The sequence below is a fragment of the Cupriavidus pauculus genome (genome assembly GCF_003854935.1).
In the GTDB taxonomy this organism is placed as follows: domain Bacteria; phylum Pseudomonadota; class Gammaproteobacteria; order Burkholderiales; family Burkholderiaceae; genus Cupriavidus; species Cupriavidus pauculus_C.
In genome coordinates this window covers 3,470,195-3,493,265 of sequence record NZ_CP033969.1, presented here as the reverse complement: position 1 = coordinate 3,493,265, position 23,071 = coordinate 3,470,195, and the positions used below count along the sequence as shown (strand labels likewise).

22 protein-coding genes are annotated in these 23,071 nt (G+C 68.3%); 12 read left to right on the top strand and 10 right to left on the bottom strand.

What is annotated here, in order from left to right; genetic code table 11:
- Genes EHF44_RS17580 through ureG form a run of 6 tightly spaced genes read left to right on the top strand, consistent with a single transcriptional unit; the run spans position 1 to position 4,575 of the window.
- Positions 1 to 306 (top strand): urease subunit beta, encoded by a 306-nt coding sequence (locus EHF44_RS17580; protein WP_124684841.1) that lies wholly within the window; start codon positions 1 to 3, stop codon positions 304 to 306.
- Complete coding sequence (gene ureC / locus EHF44_RS17575) at positions 306 to 2,024, top strand: urease subunit alpha (RefSeq protein WP_124684840.1); 1,719 nt, start codon at positions 306 to 308, stop codon at positions 2,022 to 2,024. Before EHF44_RS17580 ends, ureC begins: the two co-directional genes overlap by 1 nt.
- Positions 2,025 to 2,027: 3 nt before the next feature.
- The gene (gene ureE / locus EHF44_RS17570) at positions 2,028 to 2,606 is read left to right on the top strand and encodes an urease accessory protein UreE (RefSeq protein ID WP_124684839.1); all 579 of its coding nucleotides are present in this window, start codon (positions 2,028 to 2,030) and stop codon (positions 2,604 to 2,606) included.
- 13 nt (positions 2,607 to 2,619) lie between these two features.
- Positions 2,620 to 3,231, top strand: a complete 612-nt coding sequence (locus EHF44_RS17565) for an endonuclease domain-containing protein (RefSeq protein WP_124684838.1) — start codon at positions 2,620 to 2,622, stop codon at positions 3,229 to 3,231.
- Positions 3,228 to 3,920, top strand: a complete 693-nt coding sequence (locus EHF44_RS17560; RefSeq protein ID WP_124684837.1) for an urease accessory protein UreF — start codon at positions 3,228 to 3,230, stop codon at positions 3,918 to 3,920. The genes EHF44_RS17565 and EHF44_RS17560 overlap by 4 nt, the downstream gene beginning before the upstream one ends.
- A 31-nt stretch (positions 3,921 to 3,951) precedes the next feature.
- Entirely contained in the window at positions 3,952 to 4,575 is a 624-nt protein-coding gene (ureG, locus tag EHF44_RS17555; protein ID WP_124684836.1) for an urease accessory protein UreG, read from the top strand.
- A gap of 54 nt (positions 4,576 to 4,629) precedes the next feature.
- Here ureG and EHF44_RS17550 read toward each other — a convergent pair whose 3' ends face one another.
- The 3 genes from EHF44_RS17550 to EHF44_RS17540 form a co-directional block, all read right to left on the bottom strand.
- Entirely contained in the window at positions 4,630 to 5,007 is a 378-nt protein-coding gene (locus EHF44_RS17550; protein WP_124684835.1) for a helix-turn-helix domain-containing protein, read from the bottom strand.
- Between the two features lie 398 nt (positions 5,008 to 5,405).
- Positions 5,406 to 6,098, bottom strand: coding sequence for a glutathione binding-like protein (locus tag EHF44_RS17545; RefSeq protein ID WP_124684834.1), 693 nt, complete (start codon positions 6,096 to 6,098; stop codon positions 5,406 to 5,408).
- A gap of 150 nt (positions 6,099 to 6,248) precedes the next feature.
- Positions 6,249 to 7,511 (bottom strand): acyl-CoA dehydrogenase family protein, encoded by a 1,263-nt coding sequence (locus EHF44_RS17540; protein ID WP_124684833.1) that lies wholly within the window; start codon positions 7,509 to 7,511, stop codon positions 6,249 to 6,251.
- A 183-nt stretch (positions 7,512 to 7,694) separates the two neighbouring features.
- Here EHF44_RS17540 and EHF44_RS17535 point away from each other — a divergent pair, with 183 nt between their 5' ends.
- The 3 genes from EHF44_RS17535 to ggt all read left to right on the top strand — a co-directional run bounded on the left by EHF44_RS17535 (position 7,695) and on the right by ggt (position 12,174).
- Positions 7,695 to 8,645: a LysR family transcriptional regulator gene (locus EHF44_RS17535; protein WP_124684832.1), complete on the top strand. Its 951-nt coding sequence runs from the start codon at positions 7,695 to 7,697 to the stop codon at positions 8,643 to 8,645.
- A gap of 224 nt (positions 8,646 to 8,869) precedes the next feature.
- Positions 8,870 to 10,048 (top strand): CAP domain-containing protein, encoded by a 1,179-nt coding sequence (locus EHF44_RS17530; protein WP_253699919.1) that lies wholly within the window; start codon positions 8,870 to 8,872, stop codon positions 10,046 to 10,048.
- Positions 10,049 to 10,269: 221 nt separating this feature from the next.
- Positions 10,270 to 12,174 (top strand): gamma-glutamyltransferase, encoded by a 1,905-nt coding sequence (ggt, locus tag EHF44_RS17525; RefSeq protein WP_124684830.1) that lies wholly within the window; start codon positions 10,270 to 10,272, stop codon positions 12,172 to 12,174.
- An 87-nt stretch (positions 12,175 to 12,261) separates the two neighbouring features.
- Here ggt and EHF44_RS17520 read toward each other — a convergent pair whose 3' ends face one another.
- The 4 genes from EHF44_RS17520 to EHF44_RS17505 form a co-directional block, all read right to left on the bottom strand.
- The gene (locus EHF44_RS17520) at positions 12,262 to 13,266 is read right to left on the bottom strand and encodes a Bug family tripartite tricarboxylate transporter substrate binding protein (RefSeq protein ID WP_124684829.1); all 1,005 of its coding nucleotides are present in this window, start codon (positions 13,264 to 13,266) and stop codon (positions 12,262 to 12,264) included.
- 377 nt (positions 13,267 to 13,643) lie between these two features.
- Entirely contained in the window at positions 13,644 to 14,723 is a 1,080-nt protein-coding gene (locus tag EHF44_RS17515) for a phosphotransferase (protein ID WP_124684828.1), read from the bottom strand.
- Between the two features lie 68 nt (positions 14,724 to 14,791).
- Positions 14,792 to 15,571, bottom strand: a complete 780-nt coding sequence (locus tag EHF44_RS17510) for an oxepin-CoA hydrolase, alternative type (protein WP_124684827.1) — start codon at positions 15,569 to 15,571, stop codon at positions 14,792 to 14,794.
- 80 nt (positions 15,572 to 15,651) lie between these two features.
- Positions 15,652 to 17,175: a 3-hydroxyacyl-CoA dehydrogenase gene (locus EHF44_RS17505; protein WP_124684826.1), complete on the bottom strand. Its 1,524-nt coding sequence runs from the start codon at positions 17,173 to 17,175 to the stop codon at positions 15,652 to 15,654.
- Between the two features lie 175 nt (positions 17,176 to 17,350).
- Here EHF44_RS17505 and EHF44_RS17500 point away from each other — a divergent pair, with 175 nt between their 5' ends.
- The gene (locus tag EHF44_RS17500) at positions 17,351 to 17,992 is read left to right on the top strand and encodes a glutathione S-transferase (protein WP_124684825.1); all 642 of its coding nucleotides are present in this window, start codon (positions 17,351 to 17,353) and stop codon (positions 17,990 to 17,992) included.
- A 191-nt stretch (positions 17,993 to 18,183) separates the two neighbouring features.
- Here EHF44_RS17500 and EHF44_RS17495 read toward each other — a convergent pair whose 3' ends face one another.
- A complete protein-coding gene (locus tag EHF44_RS17495; RefSeq protein ID WP_124684824.1) occupies positions 18,184 to 19,353 on the bottom strand; it encodes a pyridoxal phosphate-dependent aminotransferase in 1,170 nt (389 codons plus the stop codon).
- Positions 19,354 to 19,396: 43 nt separating this feature from the next.
- Positions 19,397 to 19,969: a putative toxin-antitoxin system toxin component, PIN family gene (locus tag EHF44_RS17490; protein ID WP_124684823.1), complete on the bottom strand. Its 573-nt coding sequence runs from the start codon at positions 19,967 to 19,969 to the stop codon at positions 19,397 to 19,399.
- Between the two features lie 40 nt (positions 19,970 to 20,009).
- Between EHF44_RS17490 and yaaA the strand changes: the two genes are divergently transcribed.
- Complete coding sequence (gene yaaA, locus EHF44_RS17485) at positions 20,010 to 20,795, top strand: peroxide stress protein YaaA (protein ID WP_124684822.1); 786 nt, start codon at positions 20,010 to 20,012, stop codon at positions 20,793 to 20,795.
- 26 nt (positions 20,796 to 20,821) lie between these two features.
- Positions 20,822 to 21,964 carry a M14 family metallopeptidase gene (locus tag EHF44_RS17480; protein ID WP_124684821.1) on the top strand — a complete coding sequence of 381 codons (1,143 nt, stop codon included), beginning with the start codon at positions 20,822 to 20,824 and terminating at the stop codon, positions 21,962 to 21,964.
- Positions 21,965 to 22,118: 154 nt separating this feature from the next.
- Here the strand turns inward: EHF44_RS17480 and EHF44_RS17475 are convergent, their stop codons facing one another.
- Positions 22,119 to 22,886, bottom strand: coding sequence for a BspC domain-containing protein (locus tag EHF44_RS17475; RefSeq protein ID WP_437340304.1), 768 nt, complete (start codon positions 22,884 to 22,886; stop codon positions 22,119 to 22,121).
- Between the last annotated feature and the right edge of the window lie 185 nt (positions 22,887 to 23,071).

Sequence of the window (23,071 nt, the reverse complement as noted above, 5' to 3'; positions counted from 1 at the left end):
ATGATTCCCGGGGAACTGATGCCGCTGGACGGCGAGATCGAACTGAACGCGGGCCGGCCGACGGTCAGCGTGACCGTGGCCAACACGGGCGACCGCCCGGTGCAGGTGGGCTCGCACTTCCACTTCTACGAGACGAACGCGGCGCTGTCGTTCGACCGCGAGGCCGCGCGCGGCTTCCGGCTGGACATCGCGGCGGGCACGGCCGTGCGCTTCGAGCCCGGCCAGTCGCGCACGGTGCAGCTCGTGGCGCTGGACGGCGACCGCATCGTCTACGGCTTCAACGGCAAGATCATGGGAGCGCTGTGATGAGCGTGAAGATTTCGCGGCAGGCGTATGCCGAGATGTTCGGCCCCACCACGGGCGACCGCCTGCGGCTGGCCGACACGGGGCTGGTGATCGAGGTCGAGCGCGACTTCACGATCTACGGCGAGGAGGTCAAGTTCGGCGGCGGCAAGGTGATCCGCGACGGCATGGGGCAGAGCCAGCGCATGTCGCAGGACTGCGTCGACACGGTCATCACCAACGCGCTGATCGTCGATCACTGGGGCATCGTCAAGGCCGACATCGGGCTGAAGCACGGCCGCATCGCCGGCATCGGCAAGGCCGGCAACCCGGACATCCAGCCGGGCGTGACCATCGTCGTGGGCCCCGGCACCGAGGTCATTGCCGGCGAGGGCATGATCGTCACGGCCGGCGGCATCGACACCCACATCCACTTCATCTGCCCGCAGCAGATCGAAGAGGCGCTGATGAGCGGCGTGACGACGATGATTGGCGGCGGCACGGGCCCGGCCACGGGCACCTACGCCACCACCGTGACGCCGGGCCCGTGGTACATGGAGCGGATGCTGCAGGCCGCCGACGCCTACCCGATGAACATCGGCTTCCTGGGCAAGGGCAACGCCAGCCAGACCGGCCCGCTGACCGAACAGGTGCAGGCCGGGGCCATCGGGCTGAAGCTGCACGAGGACTGGGGCACCACGCCGCAGGCCATCGACACCTGCCTGACCGTGGCCGACGACACCGACACCCAGGTGGCCATCCACACCGACACGCTGAACGAAGGCGGCTTCGTCGAGGCCACCATCGCCGCGTTCAAGGGCCGCACGATCCACACGTATCACACGGAGGGCGCCGGCGGCGGCCACGCGCCCGACATCATCAAGGTCTGCGGTGAGGCCAACGTGCTGCCGTCGTCGACCAACCCCACGCGGCCGTACACCGTGAACACGCTGGACGAGCACCTGGACATGCTGATGGTCTGCCATCACCTGGACCCGTCGATCGCCGAGGACATCGCCTTTGCCGAGTCGCGCATCCGGCGCGAGACCATCGCCGCCGAGGATATCCTGCACGACCTGGGCGCGTTCTCGATGATCTCCAGCGATTCGCAGGCCATGGGCCGCGTGGGCGAGGTGATCCTGCGCACCTGGCAGACCGCGCACAAGATGGCGGCGCAGCGCGGCAAGCTGCCGGGCGACCCGCACGACGCGCGCGGCGGGCACGACAACTTCCGCGTGCGGCGCTACATCGCCAAGTACACGATCAACCCGGCGCTGACGCACGGCATCGCGCACGAGGTGGGGTCGATCGAGGTGGGCAAGTGGGCCGACCTGGTGCTCTGGAAGCCGGCGTTCTTCGGCGTGAAGCCGAGCCTGATCCTCAAGGGCGGCATGATCGCCGCGGCGGCCATGGGCGACCCCAACGCGTCGATCCCGACGCCCCAGCCGGTGCACTACCGCCCGATGTTCGCATCGGCCGGCGGCGCGCTGCCCAGGTCGTCGCTGACGTTCGTCTCGCAGGCCGCGCTGGCGGCCGACGTGGGCGGGCGCTACGGGCTGGCCAAGACGCTGGCCGCCGTGCGCGGCTGCCGCACCGTCAGCAAGCGCGACATGGTGCACAATGACTGGCAGCCCCACGTCACCGTCGATCCCGAGACGTACCAGGTGGTGGCCGACGGCCAGTTGCTGACGTGCGAGCCCGCCACCGTGCTGCCGATGGCGCAGCGCTACTTCCTGTTCTGACCCGTGATCAAGATCGACAAAGTCCTGCCCGCGCCGCATGGCATCGCACCGGTACTGGTGCGCCGCGCCCCCAAGCTGGTGCTGCCATTCGGCGACCGCAGCAAGAGCCGCCTGCGCGCGGTGCTCGATAACGGCACCGAGGCCGCGCTGTTCCTGCCGCGCGGCACCGTGCTGCGCGGCGGCGACCTGCTGGTGGCCGAGGACGGCACCTTCGTGGAAGTCCAGGCCGCTGCGGAATCGGTGCTCGAAGTCAGCGCCACCGATCCCCAGGCCCTGATGCGCGCAGCCTACCACCTGGGCAACCGCCACACCCCCGTGGAAGTGGGCCGCGACTACCTGCGGCTGGAATACGACCCCGTGCTGGCCGACATGCTGGCCCGCCTGGGCGTCCAGGCATCCCGCGCCAGCGCCCCCTTCGAACCCGAAGCCGGCGCCTACGGCGGCGGCCACAAACATGGCCACGACGCCACGTTCGCCGAAGACTACGCCACGGCGCAGGCGGTGTTCCACGATCACCATGGGCATGGGCATGGGCATGGGCATTCGCATGGGCATGGGGGACACTGTGGGCATGAGCATTGACGGGATGTGATCAATGGTTGAACGGCTGGCCCTCTCCCCCAACCCCTCTCCCGCAAGCGGAAGAGGGGAGACCACCAATGGAACTGATAACGCCCCTGCCAGCACCGGCAAGGCTGCCGGTTTGCTTGCCGACGCCAGCGCTGGCGAGGCTGCTGGTTTGCTCCCCTCTCCCGCTGGCGGGAGAGGGGCCGGGGGAGAGGGCCGGCGCCTGAGTCGCTACGCGTTCGCAAAGTCCCTCCGCACCCGCCAGACCAATGCCGAAGAACGCCTCTGGTACTTCCTCCGGGCTCACCGGTTTCTCGGGCTGAAGTTCAAGCGGCAGGTGCCACTGGGACCCTACGTCGCGGACTTCGTCTGCATGCAGTACCACCTCATCATCGAAGCCGACGGCAGCCAGCACGGCACGCTGGCAGACATGGCCCGCGACCGCTGGCTGCAGGCGCAGGGCTACACGGTCCTGCGCTTCTGGAACAACCAGATCGACCACGAGATCGACGGCGTGCTGGAATCGATCCGCCTGGCCGTGCTGGCACGCGGTTTCGTAGAACTGCCGTCCCCGGTCACCGATCATGCGGTCCCCCGTCCCGCCGGCGGACAGGGCCGGCGCATCCAGGGCGCCCCATGACAACCCTCCCACAGCTCATCTCCCTGCTGCACCTGGCCTCGCCGGCGCTGCCGATTGGCGGGTTCAGCTATTCGCAGGGGCTGGAGGCGGCCATCGACTGCGGGCTGGTGGCCGATGCCGGCACGGCGGAGCGGTGGATTCACGACAACCTGTCGCACGTGCAGGCCCAGTGCGAGGCGCCGGTCTGGCTGCTGCTGCATCGCGCGTGGCGGGCTGGCGATCACGACGCGGTGGCGCACTGGAACGGCTGGTTCCATGCCACGCGCGAGACGGCCGAGCTGCGGCTGGAGACCGAGCAGATGGGATGGTCGCTGGCGAAGCTCGTCGCGCAGATGGGCTGGGGCGACGACGCCATGCGCGGCGTGCTGCGCGACCTGTCGCCGCTGTGCCTGCCCACGGCGTTCACGGCGGCCTGCGTGGCGCTGGGCATCGACGGGCGCGACGGCCTGGCGGCCTATGCGTTCAACTGGGCCGAGAACCAGGTGGCCGCCGCGATCAAGGCCGTGCCGCTGGGGCAGGTGGCCGGACAACGCATCCTGCTTGGGCTGCATGGCGCCGTGCAGGCGACCGTCGACGAAGCCGTACGCCGCGCCGATGCCGAGCCGCCGCGGCTCTCCACGTTCTCGCCCATGCTCGGGCTGCTGTCGGCCCGGCACGAGACCCAGTATTCCCGGCTGTTCCGCTCGTAGGCGGCCGGCCCAACTCCTGAAGCTTTCGATCATGACCCGTACCAAGAAGAATCCTCCCCTGCGCGTCGGCGTGGGCGGCCCGGTGGGCTCCGGCAAGACCACGCTGCTGGAAATGCTCTGCAAGGCCATGCGCGACCGCTATGACCTCGTGGCGATCACCAACGACATCTACACGAAGGAAGACCAGCGCCTGCTGACCATCTCGGGCGCGCTGCCGGCGGAGCGGATCATGGGCGTGGAGACGGGCGGCTGCCCGCACACGGCGATCCGCGAGGATGCGTCGATCAACCTGGAGGCGGTGGACCGCATGCTGGCGAAGTTTCCCGACGCCGACGTGGTGTTCATCGAATCGGGCGGCGACAACCTCGCCGCCACGTTCAGCCCCGAGCTGTCGGACCTGACGATCTACGTGATCGACGTGGCCGGCGGCGAGAAGATCCCGCGCAAGGGCGGGCCGGGCATCACCAAGTCAGACCTGCTGGTGGTCAACAAGACCGACCTGGCGCCGTACGTGGGGGCGTCGCTGGAAATCATGGAAAGCGACACGCGCAAGATGCGCGGCGAGCGTCCGTTCGTGATGGGCAGCGTGAAGTCGGGGCAGGGGCTGGACCAGGTCATCGCCTTCATCGAGCAGCAGGGCATGCTGAACGTCTGAGCGCGCGCGGCGCGGCTGGCGAAGGGCGCCCGGCCTGGGCGCCGGGGTGGTGCTTCAGCGCGTGTGGCGCCGGGCCAGCGCGCGGGCCACGCCGGCCACGACGTCGCGGTCCACGTCGTTCAGTTCCGCCATGTACCGCAGCGTGGCCTGCACGGACGGCGACTGCTCGGCGTCGAACGGCGACCGGGGCGCGTCCTGGCTCTCCTCGGCACGATGCTTGGAAAAGTCAAGCATCTCGGTTGGCGCAACACCGAGCGTATCCGCGAGGGTACATATGTTGTATAGCGCAACATTGCGCGTGCCGCGTTCGATGCCGCTGAGGTACGATCGGGCCAGGCCGCTTTCCAGCGACAGCGCTTCCTGTGACCAACCGCGCTGCTTGCGCAACCAGGTCAGGTGCCGCCCGAACAGCTTGAGTGGGTCTGCTGTCATATGCTGCTGTGTGGATACTAAGTCGCTAAGTCGATCGAGCCTAAGGGTTCGACCTATGCACAACGACAACTTATAGTTCGTCGTTCTATCGGTGCCAGATCGCAATCCTAAGCGCGCTGACTATCGCGATGGCGGCACAGATGCCAGCCTGTCCGTCGAACACAGGGGCACCGAAAACGGCCCCGCCCGGCATGGGCGGCGGGGCGGAAAACCGCGCCACGCCGTCCATTGCGGATACCGGGGCGCCGGGCACCCCCGGCCTGCCTGGCAGGTTCCGAAAGGCCGTGCAGCCGGCCCCCTTGCCACCCCGCAGCCAACCTCCGTCACACCCCGCCGGCCGAAACCGAGGCCGGCATCGGTTGACGGTAATGTGTCATTCCGGCAACGGCCGGCGGCGGTCAGCGGCGCTGATATTGCGTGGCCCCGAACAGGATCTCGCGTTCCTTGTCCGATTGCAGCGGCTTGCGCTCCTTGGCCAGCACCTCCACGCCGCGCTTGACGGCCGGGCGCTCGGCAATCTCGTTGAACCAGCGCTTCAGGTGCGGGTAGTCGTCCAGCTCCACGCCCTGGTTCTGCCAGCTGCGCAGCCACGGGAAGGTGGCGATGTCCGCGATGGTGTAGCCGTCGCCGGCCAGCCAGGCGTGGCGGGACAGCTGCTTGTCGATCACGCCATACAGGCGCCGGGCCTCGTTGGTGTAGCGGTTGACCGCGTATTCGATCTTTTCCGGGGCGTAGATGCGGAAATGGTGCGCCTGGCCCAGCATCGGGCCCACGCCGCCCATCTGGAACATCAGCCATTGCAGCGCGTCGTACTTGCCGCGCACGTCGTCGGGCAGGAACTTGCCGGTCTTGCCGGCCAGGTAGAGCAGGATCGCGCCCGATTCGAACAGCGAGATCGGCGCGCCGTCGGGGCCGTCACTGTCGACGATCGCCGGGATCTTGTTGTTGGGGCTGATCTTGAGGAAGTCGTCGCCGAACTGGTCGCCGGCGCCGATGTTGATCGGATGCACCTTGTACTCGAGACCGCATTCCTCGAGCATGATGTGGACCTTGTGGCCGTTCGGGGTGGCCCACGAATAGACGTCGATCATTTTGCAACGCGCTCCATGGTGAATTGGCGGAGGCATTACAGCACAGAGTGAAAAACCCTGCTGACGGGAGATCTAACGCGCCGGGCCGGGCCCCCTGGAGTGGGGGCGCCGGCCCGGGCGGCAGGTCAGGTCAGGTCAGGGCGGGGCAGGTCAGGAACCGCGCGTGACCGGCATCTGGATGCTGTCGGCGCTGACGTTCATGTGCTTGGCCAGTTCCAGCTTGGCGATGGCGTTGCGGTGCACCTCGTCCGGACCGTCGGCCAGGCGCAGCGTGCGCTGGTGGGCCCACCAGTTGGCCAGCGGGAAGTCGCTGGACACGCCGGCGGCGCCATGCACCTGGATGGCCCAGTCGATCACGCGCAGGGCCACGTTGGGCGCCACCACCTTGATCATCGCGATCTCGGCCTTGGCCACCTTGTTGCCCACGGTATCCATCATGTAGGCGGCCTTCAGCGTCAGCAGGCGCGCCATCTCGATATCGCAGCGGGCCTCGGCGATGCGCTCCTGCGTGACGCCATGGCGGGCAATCTGCTTGCCAAAGGCCACGCGCTCCAGGCTGCGCTTGCACATCAGTTCCAGCGCGCGCTCGGCCACGCCGATGCTGCGCATGCAGTGGTGGATGCGGCCCGGGCCCAGGCGGCCCTGCGCGATCTCGAAGCCGCGGCCTTCGCCCAGCAGGATGTTCTCGGCCGGCACGCGCACGTCCTTCAGCTCGATCTCCATGTGGCCGTGCGGCGCGTCGTCATAGCCAAACACCGGCAGGAAGCGCTTGATCGTGATGCCCGGCGTGTCGGCCGGCACGACGATCATTGACTGCTGCTCGTGGCGGCCCGCCTCGGGGTCGGTCTTGCCCATCACGATGTAGACCTTGCAGCGCGGGTCGCCGGCGCCCGACGACCACCACTTGGTGCCGTTGATCACGTAGTGGTCGCCGTCGCGCTCGATGCGGCAGGCGATGTTGGTGGCGTCCGACGACGCCACGGCCGGCTCGGTCATCAGGAAGGCCGAGCGGATCTCGCCGCGCAGCAGCGGCTCCAGCCACTGGTCCTTGAGCGCCTCGGACGCGTAGCGTTCCAGCGTCTCCATGTTGCCGGTGTCCGGCGCGGCGCAGTTGAAGACCTCGGCCGACCAGGGCACGCGGCCCATGATCTCGCACATCGGCGCGTATTCGAGGTTGGACAGCCCCTCCGGGGCCCGCTTGGAACGCGGCAGGAACAGGTTCCACAGGCCGGCCTCGCGTGCCAGCGGCTTCAGTTCCTCCACCACCTTGGTGGGCACCCACGCATTGCCGGCCTCGCGGTTGGCCTGCACTTCGGCATAGAAGCGCTTTTCGTTCGGATAGATGTGCTTGTCGAAGAAGGCCAGCAGCCTGGCCTGCATCTCCTTGACCTTGGGCGAGTATTCGAATTGCATGAGGTCTCCTCGGGGGTTTGGTGGGCACGCGCGTGCCGACTGTGGCTACTCTAGCGGAACGATTCAAATTAGAAAAATGAATTTTCTGGATTGGTCAGTATCAATGTGCTGCATTCCGTGCCAGAATGCGCGACATCGGCGCCGGGGTGTCGCGCCAGTCCATTGTTCGTGCAGGAAGGTGCCATGCAACTGAGCCGGATCGACCTTAATCTGTTCGTCGTCTTCGACGCCATCTACAGCGAAGGCAGCATCACCGCCGCGGCCCGCCAGCTCAACCTGACCCAGCCGGCCGTGAGCCACGCGCTGGGCCGGCTGCGCACGCTGTTCGACGACCCGCTGTTCGAGCGGCGCGGGCAGGGCATGGCGCCCACGCCCCTGGCGCGCTCGCTGGCCGGCGAGGTGCGCGGCGCGCTGCAATCGTTCGCGCGCACGCTGCAGGACACGCCGCACTTCGACCCCGCCAACACCACGCGCCGCTTCACCATCGGCATGCGCGACGCGCTGGAAAGCACGCTGCTGCCGCCGCTGATGGCCCGCGTGACGGCCATGGCGCCGCACGTGGAAATCGCCGCCATCCGCTTCGACCGCCGCGAGATGGAGTCCGAACTGCTGGCCGGCACGCTGGACACCGCCATCGACATCCTGCTGCCGGTCTCGCCGGCAATCCACCATGTCGCGTTCATGTCCGATCCGATGGTCGTGCTGGCCCGGCGCGACCATCCGCTGGTCAAGAAGGAACTGACGCTGGAACGCTACCTGGCTGCCGAGCACGTCCACGTCTCGTCACGCCGGCGCGGCGCGGGGCTCGAAGACCAGGCGCTGCACCGGATGGGCCTGACGCGCCGCGTGCGGCTGCGCTGCCAGCACTATGCGGCGGCCTGCCGCGTGGTGAGCTGTACCGATCTGCTGGCCACGCTGCCGCTGCGCTACGCGCGTATCGCCAACGAGCCGTACGCCAACCGGCTGCTGTCGCTGCCGTTCAAGGTGCCGTCGCTGGAGCTGCACCTGTACTGGCACGCTGGCGGCGAGAACGACGGCGCCAACCGCTGGCTGCGCGAGCAGTTGATGGCGGTCATGACGTCGCTGGGCAACGGCATGGCCGATGTGACCGGCGAGGCGCCCCCGTCCGCCTGAATCGCCCGCCGGGCCGCCACGTGCAGCGCGCCCGGATCACACCGTAAGAAAATGTTCGCAGGCTGGACGGGTCCGGGATGCCTCCCTACCATCACCCCGTTCCATCTGCCCCGGACGCCTCCCATCGCGGCGCTGCCGCGCCCTGGTTGGCGTTGTGACGGCCCGCGCGGCCGCCATGCGGGCAGTTTCCCCATTCCTAGATTGCCATGCACCGAGACGATTCCATGTCAGGGAAACCCTTGCCCTTTGCCTTTCTGAAGCTGCGCCCGCTGGCCTGCGGCGCCATGGCCGCCGGCGCGGCGCTGACGCTGGCCGCCTGCGGTGGCGGCGATGGCGGCAGCAGCAGCACGGCGGCGTCGGGCAGCCCGGCGCAATCGGCGGCGCAGCCCGCGACGGGCACCGGCACGCAGCCGTCGACGGGCACGGGCGCCACGGCCACCGCGCCCACGGCCGGCGGCACCGACCGGGCCTGCTACACCGTGTCCGGCAGCGCGCCGGCCCCGGTCACCGGATCGGTCGCGCTGCTGCCCGCGCGCGGCACCGGCGTGTCCGGCTATCGCGTGCTGGCCGATGCCCGCAGCGCGGGCCTGTGCTACGCCAACTATCGCCGCGAGCAGGTGGGCCTGGCGCCGCTGACCGCGCGCGATGCGCTGAACACCGTCGCGCAGAACCACACGGCCTACATGCTGGCCAACAACACGCTCACGCACGACGAGCAGTCGGGCAAGACCGGCTACACCGGCGCGGCGCCCAACGACCGCATCCAGGCCGCCTATCCGACCAACGCCACGGCCGAAGTGGTGGCCGGCGCCAACCGCTGGACGTCGCAGTCGGGCGCCAGCCTGTCGATGACGCCGAAGGACCAGCTTGTGGTGGATCTGGTGGACGCGCCGTTCCATCGCGCCGCGCTGCTGGGCAGCTACGGCTCGGCTGGCAGCGGGTTTGCCGAGAGCGTGGCCGCCGGCAGCAGCGGCGGCACGCAGGCGTACTACTACCAGACGATCGACCTGGCCGACCGCAGCCAGGGCGGCGCCGACAACCAGATGGTGGCCTACCCCTACAACGGCCAGGCCGACGTGCCGGCAAGCTGGGTCAACAACGAAAGCCCGAACCCGGCACCGGCCTACGCGGGGCAGACCATGGGCTATCCGGTGACCGTGCAGGCCGTGAACACCAATCTGGCGTTCAACGCCGACACCTTCACGATTACCGACGCGGCCGGCAACGGCGTGCCGTGCGAGAAGGTGGACGCGCGCACCGCGGGCATGTCCGGCGCCGCGCGCGGCCTGGCGATCTGCACGCCGCGCGCGCCGCTGGCCGCCGGCACGCGCTACAACGTCACCGTCAGCGGCACGCTGAACGGGCAGGGCGTGAACCTGAACTGGGCGTTCACCACGCGCTGACGCGGTCGTCGGAAGTCGACACAAAGCAAGGACGGGAGGCATGGGCCTCCCGTTTTGCCGTGTGACGGCCGGGCTGGCTGGGGGATTGGCGGCAGGACTGGCGGCAGGACTGGCGGCTCCAGACGCGGTGGCCGCCCGGGGTGCCGTTTTCAGACTATTCGCAAGTCCGGGCGCCCCGTTCGCCGCTACAATCGCCGAAGCCTTCCCCCAGGAGACACCGCATGACTGACGACGTTGCAGCAACTTCCCAGGTTTCCGGTTTCCAATCGCCGCGCTGGCGCGCCACGCTGGCCGTGGCGCTGACGGCGCTGCTTGCCGCGTGCGGCACGACGGACAAGGACGCCGGCAAGCCGGCTGCCGCCCAGGGCCCGGCCTCGGCGCCGGCGGCCCAGGCGCCCATGCCGGCCGCACCCGAGGTGTCGTCGGGCTACCGGCCCGGCATGACCACCACCTACGCGCAGAAGCACATGGCGGCCGCGGCCAATCCGCTGGCCACCGAGGCCGGGCGCGAGATCCTGCGGGCCGGCGGCTCGGCCATCGACGCGGCCGTGGCCATGCAGGCCGTGCTGACGCTGGTGGAGCCGCAGGCCACCGGCATCGGCGGCGGCGCGTTCATCATGTACTGGGACGGCAAGCGCGTGCAGGCATACGACGGCCGCGAGACCGCGCCGGCCGGCGCCACCGAGAACCTGTTCATGCGGCCCGACGGCAAGCCGATGGAGTTCTCCGAAGGTCAGATCGGCGGACGCTCGGTGGGCGTGCCGGGCGTGCTGCGCGCGCTGGAAATGGCGCATCGCGAGCATGGCCGGCTGCCGTGGGCGCGGCTGTTCCAGCCCGCCATCCGGCTGGCCGAGAAGGGCTTTCCGATGTCGCAGCGGCTCTACACGCAGGTCGCGGCGGACAAGTTCATGGGCGGCTCGCCCGAGATGACCGCGTACTTCCTTGACGCGCAGGGCAAGGCCAAGCCGGTCGGCACGCTGATCCGCAATCCGCAACTGGCGCAGACGCTGCGCGAGATTGCCCGCAACGGCCCGAACGTGTTCTACAACGGCCCGATCGCGCGCGACATCGCCGCCAAGGTCAACGCGCATCCGAACCCCGGCAGCCTCTCGGTGGCCGATCTCAAGGGCTACAAGGCCAAGGTGCGCGTGCCGGTCTGCACCGACTACCGGCAGTGGAAGGTCTGCGGCATGCCGCCGCCGTCGTCGGGCGGCATTGCCATCGCGCAGATCCTGGGCACGCTGGAGGCGCTGGAAAAGCGCGACCCGCGCTATGCGCTGGCCAGCCTGAAGCCGTCGCGCGTCGACCTGCCGTCGCTGATGGAGCCGAACCCGCTGGCGGTGCATGCCATCGCCGAGGCCGACCGGCTGGCCTATGCCGACCGGGGCCTCTACGTGGCCGATGCCGACTTCGTGCCCGTGGACGTGGCCGCGATGGTCAATCCGAACTACCTGGCCGAGCGCGCGCAACTGATTGGCGACAAGAGCATGGGCAAGGCCCAGCCCGGCACGCCACCCGGCGTGAAGGTGGCGTTCGCGCCGGACCGCTCGCCGCCGCGTATTTCCACGTCGCAGATCGTGGCCGTCGACAACCGGGGCGGGGCGTTGTCGATGACGACGACGATCGAGTCGTACTTCGGCTCGCACATCATGGTGCGCGGCTTTATGCTCAACAACCAGCTTACCGATTTCTCGTTCACCCCGACCGAGAACGGCAAGCCCGTGGCCAACCGCGTGCAGGCCGGCAAGCGGCCGCGCTCGTCGATGGCGCCGACGCTGGTGTTCGACCGTCAGTCGGGCAAGCTGGTGGCCGCGCTGGGGTCGCCGGGCGGGTCGCAGATCATCGAGTACGTGTCGAAGACGCTGGTCGGCCTGCTCGACTGGGGCATGGACGTGCAGCAGGCCGTGGGCATGGCCAACTTCGGCAGCCGCAACGGCCCGACCGAGGTGGAGCGCGGACTGGTGACGCCGCGGCTGGTGGACGCGCTGCGCCAGCAGGGCCATCAGGTGGCCGAGATCGAGATGACCAGCGGCACGCAGGCCATCATGCGCAAGACCGTGGACGGCAAGGCCGTCTGGGCCGGCGGCGCCGATCCGCGCCGCGAAGGCGTGGCGCTGGGCGACTGACCGTGGCCCATCGCGGCGGCGCGCGGGCATAAAAAAACGGGCGCGAAGATCGCGCCCGTTCCAGTGCTGCATGTTGTTGGTCTGGACTCAGGCGTCCAGCTTGACCCCTGCCGCTTTCACGACTTGTGCCCAGCGCTTCTCCTCGGCCTGGAACCACTTGTTGGTCTCGGCCGGCGACATCGTCACCACTTCCGCCCCCTGGCCGGCCAGGTTGGCGCGGATTTCAGGCGTGCGGATGATCTTGACCAGCTCGGTGTTGATGCGCTGGACCAGCGCGTCGGGCATGCCGGCCGGCGCCATCACGCCCTGCCACGTGCCCGATTCGAAGTTCGGCACGCCGCTTTCGGCAATCGTCGGCGTCTGGCCGACCAGCGCCATACGCGTGCGCTTGGATACGGCCAGCAGCTTCAGCTTGCCGGACTGCACGTGCGGATAGGTCGCCAGCATGCCGTTCATCAGCACCTGGGCGGTACCGCCGACCGTGTCGGCAATCGCCTGCGCACCGCCCTTGTACGGCACGTACTGCCACGCGGCCTTGGTGGCCTGCTGCACGGCCACGCCGGCCAGGTGCGGGGCGCTGCCGATGGCCGTCACGGCAAAGTTCAGCGACTGCTTGTGCGACAGCTCGACCAGTTCCTTGAGGTTGTTGGCCGGCACAGAGGGGTGCACGACCAGCAGGTGCGGCGAGTAGGCCAGCATCGCCACGCCCTTGAGGTCCTTGTCCGGATTGAACGTCAGCTTGGTGTAGACCGACGGGGTGATCGCCAGCGCGCCGACGTCGCACAGCAGCAGCGTGTGGTTCTCGGATCCGGCCTGCGCCACCATGGCGGCGCCGATATTGCCGTTGGCGCCCGGGCGGTTGTCCACCACGATCGGCTGGCCCAGCGCTTCGCCCAGCTGCTTGCTGATCAGGCGCGCGATGATGTCCGACGAACCGCCGGCGGGATAGGGCACCACGAGCCGGATCGGCTTGGTTGGCCATTTGTCCTGGGCCCACGAGGTGGCCGGGGCAATGATGCCGGACGTGCCCACGGCACCGAGAGCCGCAAGGCCCGGAAGCTGGCCAAGGAATTGGCGGCGGGAAGAGGTCATGCTGTGTCTCCAGTCAACACTTATCATCAGTCGTCGTACAACGATGGATGGGAGTGTAGGCTGGGATCGCGGTCGGGTCTATCGGGAAAACACGTAGAAGGGAGGGGATGAATGTTGGGACATTAGGGTGGGGGCGGGTGCTGGGGTGGGGCGTTCAATGTCTCGGCGCAGACGGAGCCATGTGGACCGGCGTGCTCAGTTGTCTGATGACTTGAGCTTGGGTTTGCTGCCTTCTTCCGCCGCTGGTGTAGGGGCCGGGGATGAGGGCCGGCCGTCGGGCATTGACAAGCGTTCTTCGCAGGCGACCCGCTTGGCCCTCACCCCCAACCCCTCTCCCGCAGGCGGGAGAGGGGAGCTGGTCAGGCCGCACCTCAGCCCTACGCCCCCGACTTCTTCGCGTACTCCCAGCCCATTTCCGCCATCGGGCGGGCGCGCTTGCCGGCGTCCAGGGCCTGGGCGGACGATGCCGTGCCGTCCACCACGCGCTTCATGATGCCCTGCAGGATGCCGGCGATGCGGAACATGCTGAAGGCCAGGTAGAAGTTCCAGTCGCCGGTGATCTGGCGGCCGGTGCGTTGTTCGTACAGGCGGCGGTACGCGGCTTCGTCGGGGATGCCGAGCGCCTGGTGGTCTAGCCCGGCGATGCCGCGGAACTGGCCGGGCTGGATGTGCCAGCTCATGCAGTGGTAGCCAAAGTCGGCCATCGGATGGCCCAGCGTGGACAGCTCCCAGTCCAGCACGGCCAGCACCTTGGGCTCGGTCGGGTGGAACATCAGGTTGTCGAGCCGGTAGTCGCCATGGACGATGCTGGTCAGATCCACGTCTTCCTGCGGGATGTGATCGGGCAGCCACGCCATGAGCTGGTCCATGGCCGGGATCGATTCGGTCTCGGACAGCTTGTACTGCTTGCTCCAGCGCTCGATCTGGCGCTGGAAGTAGTTGCCGGGCTTGCCGTAGTCGGCCAGCCCGATGGCCTTGTAGTCGACCGTGTGCAGCGCGGTGATGACACGGTTCATCTCGTCGTAGATCGCGCCGCGCTGGGCGGGGGTCATGTCCGGCAGCGACTGGTCCCACAGCACGCGGCCGCTGACGAATTCCATGATGTAGAAGGCGCGGCCGATGATGGCCTCGTCCTCGCAGAGCGCGAACATGTGCGCGACCGGCACGTCGGTGCCGGCCAGCGCCTTCATGACGCGGTATTCGCGCTCGATGGCGTGGGCCGACGGCAGCAGCTTGGCCTTGGGGCCCGGCTTGGCGCGCATCACGTAGGTCTGGCCCGGCGTGACCAGCTTGAAGGTGGGATTGGACTGGCCGCCCTTGAACTGCTCGACGCTCAGCGGCCCGGCAAAGCCGGCCACGTGCTGGCGCATCCAGTCCTCCAGCGCGCCGACGTCAAAGCGCTGCTGGTCGGCCACGGGGCGCGTGCCTTCGAAATGCGAAACGTTGCTGCTGCTCATGTGTGTCTCTCTCCGCAATGTGTTTTGTCGTCGTTGTCGGAATTGTCGCCGCCGGATATGCCCGGGCGTCAGCGATAGTTCGGCTTGCGCTTTTCCAGGAAGGCCGTGATGCCCTCGCCCCCGTCGCGGTGGTGCAGCGCGGCCACGAAGCTGTCGCGCTCGGCGGCCAGGTGTTCGGTCAGCGTGGCGGTGCCGGCATGGTTGATCAGCGATTTCATGCCGCGCACGGCGTTCGGCGATTCCTTGGCCAGGTTGTCGGCAATCCGCAGCGCCTCGGTCAGCGCGTGGCCCGGCTGGACCACGCGGTTGACGATGCCAAAGTGTGCCAGCCGCGCCGGGTCCACCGGTTTGCCTTCCATCAGGATCTCGCTGGCCAGCTGGCGCGGCAGCATGCGGGCAATCTCGTACGAGCCGCCGCCGTCCGGCGTCAGCCCGACCTTGACGTAGGCCATCACGAACTTGGCGTCGCTGGCGGCCACCACGAAGTCGCAGGCCAGCACCAGCGAGAAGCCGGCGCCGGCGGCCGGGCCTTCCACGGCGGCGATGATCGGCTTGGGAAACGCGTGGAACGATTCGATCCAGTGGTGCAGCGTCTCGATGCTCTCGGCCTGCACCGCCGGCGGCTGCGAGCGGTTGCCGAGCAGCCGGTTCAGGTTGCCGCCGGCGCAGAACACGCCGTTGGCGCCGGTCAGCACCACGGTGCGGATCGCGTCATCGCGCGCGGCCACTTCCAGCGCCTCCTGCGAGGCGGCGTAGATGTCCGGATGCAGCGCGTTGCGCGCCTCGGGGTTCGAGATGGTCAGGACGAGCGTCGCGTCGACGCGTTCGGAAAGTAGCTGGGCGGTCATGGCGGCCTCTGTTCTGATAAGGATTGCCGGGGGGATACGAAACGGGCGCCCCGTGTCTCGTCGGGGCGCCCGTGCGGGGGTCAGGCTTCTTCGGTCAGCAGCGACAGGCCCAGGCCCGCGCGGCGCCACAGCCACGGGCTCGGGCGGTAGCGCATGTCGCCGGTCAGGCGGTTCATGTTGCGCAGCACTTCCAGGATCACGCCGGGGCCGATCGTGTCGCCCAGCGCCAGCGGGCCCTTGGGGTAGCCCAGGCCCAGGTTCACGGCCAGGTCGATGTCGGTCGGCGTGGCAATGCGCTGCTGCGCGATGTCGCTGGCGATGTTGACGATGCAGCCGATGATGCGCTGGGCGATGAAGCCGGCCGAGTCGCGGATCACGGTCACCGGCACGCCGTCGCTGGCCAGCAGGCCGTGCGCGGCGTCGCGGGCGGCGGCGCTGGTGGCCGGCGTGGTCATCAGCGTGCGGCGCTTGGTGGCTTCGAACGGCAGCAGCGTGTCGATGGCGACCACGCGCGTGGCGTCCAGCCCTTCCTCCAGCGCGGCGGTGGTGGCGTCCAGGCCCAGCGGCGTCACCACGATCAGCGCGTCGGCCGACGGGGCGTTGCCGCCTTCGACCGTCGCGCCCAGCGCGCCCAGCAGCTTCACGGTCATCGCGTGGCCGCGCGCGTTGGCGCGGCTGACCCAGACGCTGGCCGGGCGGGCGTCGGGCACGGGCTGGGCGGCCGGCACCTGCTTCTGGCCGTCCGGATAGGCGTAGAAGCCCGCGCCGGTCTTGCGGCCCAGCAGGCCGCCGGTGTAGCGCAGCTGCGTGATCGGCGACGGGCGGTAGCGCGCTTCCTGGTAGAACTGGTTGTAGATCGACTCCATCACCGGGTGCGACACGTCGAGCCCGGTCAGGTCCATCAGCTCGAACGGACCCATGCGGAAGCCGGCCTGCTCGCGCATGATGTTGTCGATGTCGACGAACGCGGCCACGCCTTCCTGCGCGGCCTTCAGGCCCTCGATGTTCATGCCGCGGCCAGCATGGTTGACGATGAAGCCCGGCATGTCCTTGCAGCGCACCGGCGTATGGCCCATGCGGCGCGACAGCTCCATCAGGCGGTCGCCGACGGCCGGGTCGCCAGAGAGGCCGTCGATCACTTCCACGACCTTCATCAGCGGCACCGGGTTGAAGAAGTGATAGCCGACGATGCGGCCCGGCTGGCGGGCGCCCACGGCGATGGCCGTGATCGACAGCGACGACGTGTTCGACGCAATCACCGCGTCGTCCGGCAGGATCGCCTCTAGCCGGGCCACGAGGTCGCGCTTGACGTCGAGCTTTTCCACGATGGCTTCCACGACCATGTCGCAGCCGGCCAGGTCTTCCAGCGCGGTGCACGCCTTCACGCGGGCCAGCGCGGCCTCGCTGTCGGCGGCGCTGATCTTGCCCTTGTCGGCCAGCTTGGCAAAGGTATCCTGCAGGTACTGGCGCGCAGCGGCCACGGCCTGGGCGTTGGTATCGAACAGGCTGACGGCAAGGCCCGCCTGCGCGGCGATCTGGGCGATGCCGCGGCCCATGGCGCCGGTGCCAACGATGCCGAGCGATTGGATAGTGGAATTGCGCATTGTCGGTCCAAAAAAGTTGTGGCTAAATTAGCACGATCGTACGTTTTCTGCACCTTCAGCGACAGAGGCGCCGCGCATGCGGCGTGCGCTGATCGGCCATGCAAGGCGGGGCAGACGGCGGCGGTGCGGCCTGGGGTCGACACCGGCGATTCCACCTACCTGGAGAGACACACACATGCTGAAGCTCTGCGGATTTTCCGCCAGCAACTACTACAACAAGGTCAAGCTGGCCCTGCTGGAAAAGAACCTGCCGTTCGAGGAAGTGCTGGCCTGGATTGGCGAGACCGACCTGGCGGCGTCCCCGCTGGGCAAGGTGCCCTACATCATCACCGATGCCGGCCCGCTGTGCGAGTCCGAGGCGATTGCCGAGTACATCGAAACCACCTACATCCAGGCCCCGCTGCTGCCGAAGGACCCGTACCAGGCCGGCAAGGTGCGCGAACTCGTCACGTTCATGGAGCTGTACCTGGAACTGACCGCCCGCGAGCTGTACCCGGAGGCGTTCTTCGGCGGCAAGGTCAGCGACCGCGTGAAGGAACGCCAGCGCGCGCTGCTGGACAAGTTCATCCCCGCCTTCGGCAAGCTGGCGAAGTTCTCGCCGTATGTCGCCGGCGACACCTTCACGCTGGCCGACTGCGCCGCCGTGTGTCACCTGCCGCTGGTGTCGTCGTGCACCAAGATCATCTACGGCGAGGACCTGCTGGCCGGCCTGCCGGTGAAGGACTACCTGAAGCGGATGGCCGAACGGCCGAGCGTGCAGAAGGTCAATGCCGACCGGAAGGCCAACACCGAGCTGATGCTGAGTCGGAATCGGTAACCATCGTTTTCCGCTTGTTTGCTCCACTCCCCCGCGTGCGGGAGAGGGGCCGGGGGTGGGGGCGTTGAGGTTCTGCTTGCCGACGGGTGGCAGTTTGCACCGCTGGCCCTCACCCCCAACCCCTCTCCCGCAGGCGGGAGAGGGGAGCTACAACCCTCAGCGCTTCACACCCCTCACAGTTGCAATCCCCATCACAGCTTTGCCAGACGCTCCAGCGCCAGCTTCAGCGTTTCTTCCTTCTTGGCGAAGCAGAACCGCACCACGCCGGACTCGCGCGGGGCCGAGTAGAAGGCGGAGACCGGGATCGCGGCCACGCCGATTTCGCGCGTCAGCCACATCGAGAAATCGGCCTCGCTCATGTCGGAGATGGCCGAATAGTCCACGCACTGGAAGTACGTGCCGTCCGAGGGCAGCAGCTTGAAGCGCGTGCCGGATAGTCCGGCGCGGAAATAGTCGCGCTTCTTCTGGTAGAAGGCGGCCAGGTCCAGATACGGCGCGGGATCAGCCATGTAGTCGGCCAGGCCGTGCTGCACCGGGGTGTTCACCGTGAACACGTTGAACTGGTGCACCTTGCGGAATTCGTGCATCAGCGCGGCCGGCGCGGCCACGTAGCCAACCTTCCAGCCCGTCACGTGGTAGGTCTTGCCGAAGCTCGACACGACGAAGCTGCGGCGCGCCAGCTCGGGGTGGCGCGATACCGACGCGTGCGGCTGGCCGTCGTAGACCATGTGCTCGTAGACCTCGTCGGACAGCAGCAGGATGTCGGTGCCGGCCAGCAGGTCAGCCAGCTGCTGCATGTCCTCGGCGCGCCAGATCGTGCCGGTCGGGTTGTGCGGCGTGTTGATCATGATCATGCGCGTCCTGGGCGTGATCGCGGCGGCCAGCTTGTCGAACGGGATGCGGAACAGCGGCGCCTCCAGCCGCACGGGCACGGCCGTGGCGCCGGCCAGCTCGATCGACGGCAGGTAGCTGTCGTAGCACGGCTCCAGCACGATGACCTCGTCGCCGGGGTGCACCGCGCACAGGATCGACGTCAGCAGGCCCTGCGTGGCGCCGGCCGTGACCGTGATCTCGGTGTTCCAGTCGTACTGGTGGCCGTACAGCGTGGCGATCTTGGCGGCGATGGCCTGGCGCAGCCGCGGCACGCCGGCCATCGGCGGGTACTGGTTGTGGCCAGCGCGCATGGCGGCCGCCACGGCGTCGACGATGCGCGGGTCGCAGTCGAAGTCCGGAAAGCCCTGGCCCAGGTTCACGGCGTTCTTCTCGGCGGCCAGCGCCGACATCACGGTGAAGATCGTGGTGCCCACGTTGGGCAGGCGGGACAGCGGCGGATTCAGCGGGGCAAGGGTCGATTCGGACATGTGGGACGAAGGCGGAAAAGGTCTCGGGCAGGCAGGCAGAGCGTCATTCTAGCGGGGTTCCGGCGGCGGCTGCGGGCGCCCGCCCGCTGGCCTGCCAGCCGCCGAGCCAGCCGGCAAAGGCCAGCGGCGGCAGCACGTCCACGCCGCTGGTGCGGCGCAGGCGGCTCCTGAGCTTCAGCACGGCCTTGTCCTTCGACACCAGCAGCACGGCGCGCGCGAAGTGGGCCAGTTCGATGAACTTCTGGTCGTCGGTGTCGCGGCACTTCGGCAGGCGGACGGCGTCGGCCTCGGCGGCCGGCGGCAGCGGTTCGAGCGTGGCCAGGCGGTCTACCTCGGCCAGCGCCGCGTCGATGTCGACCGCGAACCGCGCAAACTGCGGATAGGCCAGCACGCGGCGCAGTTCCTCGCGGCAGTCGGCCCGGATCACCGGCGCGATGGCGCCCGTGGCCAGCGCGGCCCGGATCGGCTCGACGTGGGGGTCCCGGAAGACCAACAGGTCCACCCAGACGTTGGAATCAAGCACCACGCGCGGCGCGCCGGCGGGGGTGTCGGAGGTGGCGCCGGGGGCAGGCGCGGGGGTGCGGGGCAGGGCGCCGGCGGTGGCTTCGGTGGGCATTCGCTACAATCTCAGCTTTGTTTCTGCCCGCGATTTTGCCATGCTCATCGTCCTGTCTCCCGCCAAGTCCCTGGACTACGAGACACCGCCGCGCGTCAAGACCCACACGATGCCGCGTTTCATCGACCGTTCGGCCACGTTGATCGACCGCCTGCGCAAGCTGGCGCCGCAGGACGTGGCGTCGCTGATGGACATCTCCGACAAGCTCGCCGTGCTCAACGTGACCCGCTACGCCGACTGGTCGCCCGAGTTCACGGCCGCCAACAGCAAGCAGGCGGTGCTGGCGTTCAACGGCGACGTCTACGACGGGCTGGACGCGAAATCGCTGTCCACCGACGACCTGGCGTTCGCGCAGAAGCACCTGCGCATCCTGTCCGGGCTGTACGGCCTGCTGCGGCCGATGGACTGGATGCAGCCCTACCGGCTGGAAATGGGCACCCGGCTGGACAACGCCGCCGGCCGCGACCTGTACGCGTTCTGGGGCGACGACGTCACCCAGCTGCTCAACAAGGACATGGCCGCGCTCAAGCACGAGGGCGCGCCGACGCTGGTGAACCTGGCGTCCGAGGAATATTTCAAGGTGGTGCGTCCGAAGGTGCTCGACGCGCGGGTCATCACGCCCGTGTTCGAGGACTGGAAGGGCGGCCGCTACAAGATCATCTCGTTCCATGCCAAGCGGGCGCGCGGTACGATGGCACGCTACGCGGTCACGCACCGCGTGACCGACGCCACCCGGCTCAAGCGCTTCAACGAGGACGGCTACGCTTTCGACAAGGCCGCCTCGGACGACGCGCGCTGGGTGTTCCGCCGCCGCCTGGAAGACTGACCCGAGACAAACAGGACCCTATCCCCATGACCTCGGCACTCCATATCTCGTCAATGTTCGATTCCGGCGCGATCGAAGTCGAATCGATCGACCGCGCCGACGACATCCGCCTGCGCATCCGCGCCGATTCCCACGCCGACTTTCGCCAGTGGTTCCACTTCCGGCTGCAGGGCGCGGCCGGGCAGGCCTGCCGGCTGCGGTTCCTGAACGCGGGCGAGTGCACGTACCCGGACGGCTGGCGCGACTATCGCGCCGTGGCGTCGTACGACCGCGCGCACTGGTTCCGCGTGCCGACCCAGTACGACGGCCAGACCATGACCGTCGACTTCACGCCGTCGCACGACAGCGTCTGGTTTGCCTATTTCGAGCCGTATTCCGATGAGCGTCACCTGGCGCTGCTGGCGTCGTGCCAGCGCTCGCCGGTGGCCAGGCTGTCGCACCTGGGCAGCACCGTGGACGGCCGCGACCTGACCTGCGTGACGCTGGGCGAGCCCGGGCCGGGCAAGAAGACCGTCTGGATGATTGCGCGCCAGCACCCGGGCGAGAGCATGGCCGAATGGTTCTGCGAAGGCGTGCTGCAGCGTCTGACCGGCACCGGCACGTGGCACGGTGACCCGGTGGCGCGCAAGCTGCTGGAGCGCGCGGTGTTCCACATCGTGCCGAACATGAACCCGGACGGGTCGTCGCGCGGCAACCTGCGGACCAACGCGGCCGGCGCGAACCTGAATCGTGAATGGATGCAGCCGAGCCTGGAGACCAGCCCCGAGGTCTACCACGTGCGCCGCGCCATCGAACGGACCGGCGTGGACCTGTTCTTCGACATCCACGGCGACGAGGCGCTGCCCTACAACTTCGTGGCCGGCAGCGAGATGCTGCCCGGCTTCACCGAGGCCCAGCGCGCGCAGCAGTCGCGCTTCATCGATGCATTCAAGCGCGTCTCGCCCGATTTCCAGGACGTGCACGGCTACGCGGCCAGCAAGTACAACGCCGACGCGCTGAAGCTGGCCTCGAAGTACATCGGCCACACCTTCGGCTGCCTGGCGCTGACGCTGGAAATGCCGTTCAAGGACAACGCCGACCTGCCGGACCCGGAAGTGGGCTGGAACGGCGCGCGCAGCGCGCTGCTGGGCACGGCAATGCTGCAGGCGGTGCTGGAGTATCTAGGCTAGGAAAGATTCAGGATGGTTTGCTCCCGTCTCCCACACGGTGGGAGACGGGTTGGGGGTGCGGGCCCGGCGTTTCAGATTGCTGTGGTCGGCAACTTGAGCCGCTTGCCCTTACCCGCGGCCCCTCTCCCGCGTGCGGGAGAGGGGAGCGACAAAGCTACTGCTTCTTCTTCGTCTTCGACGACGCCGAGTTCTTCGTCGATGACGTCGACTTGGCCTTCGACTTCGATGTCGTCGACTTGGCGCTGCTCTTGCCTTTCTTCTTGCTCTGCGTGGCCGACGTGGCCACGGCCGGTGCGGCGGCGGGTTCGATGATCGTGTCGCCGTTGCTGTCCAGCAGTTCGTACGCGAGCATCATGCCGTCGTTGTAGCCGCAGCGGACGCGCACGGGCTGCCATTGGGCCTCGCCGCGGCGCTTGTGCGCGGTGGCGTTGAACGTGACCACGGAGCTGACCGGCACGGCCTGCTTGCCGGGCGAGAAGCGGCCTTCCCAGCGTTCTTCCATGGCCTGGCCGGCGGACAGCGCGCCGGTGGGAATCTTCAGGGCGTCGTAGGTGGCCGATCGCGGCACCACCCAGCTCGCGTGGGCGGCGCAGTCGGCCACATCGGCCGCGGCATTTTCCGATTTCATCAACTGCTGGCGCATCTGGGTCCGGTACTCGGCCAGGCTGACGCGGCCCTTGTCGGGCAGGGTGACCGTGGTGGTCGGCGGTGGCGTCTTGTTGACGATCGGAGGCGGCTTGACGGCCGATGCCGGGGTGGGCGCGGTGGCGGGTGTGGCGGTGGGCGAAGCGGCCGGCGTGGCGGCCGTGGCGTTGTCGTCGGTCGGCGCGGTGGCGCAGCCGGCCAGCGCGATGGCGCCTGCCACTGCGGCAGTCAGCATGCGGAGCTGGCTGCCAAACAGTTCGGAAATTCGTCTGATCACGGGAACGTCTTTGCTCGTGCAAGCAAGGAGGGTGGGTGAAGGATTGCCATGATAGAGGAATCCCCCGCCGTGAAGTTCCTAAATGTTGTTACCCTTCGTTCTAATTGCTTACATCTTGCGCGCATTGGATGCGATTATCCGCGCGCAATAGCAGAAGTGTCCGGGATGTTGCAACTGAGAGGAAC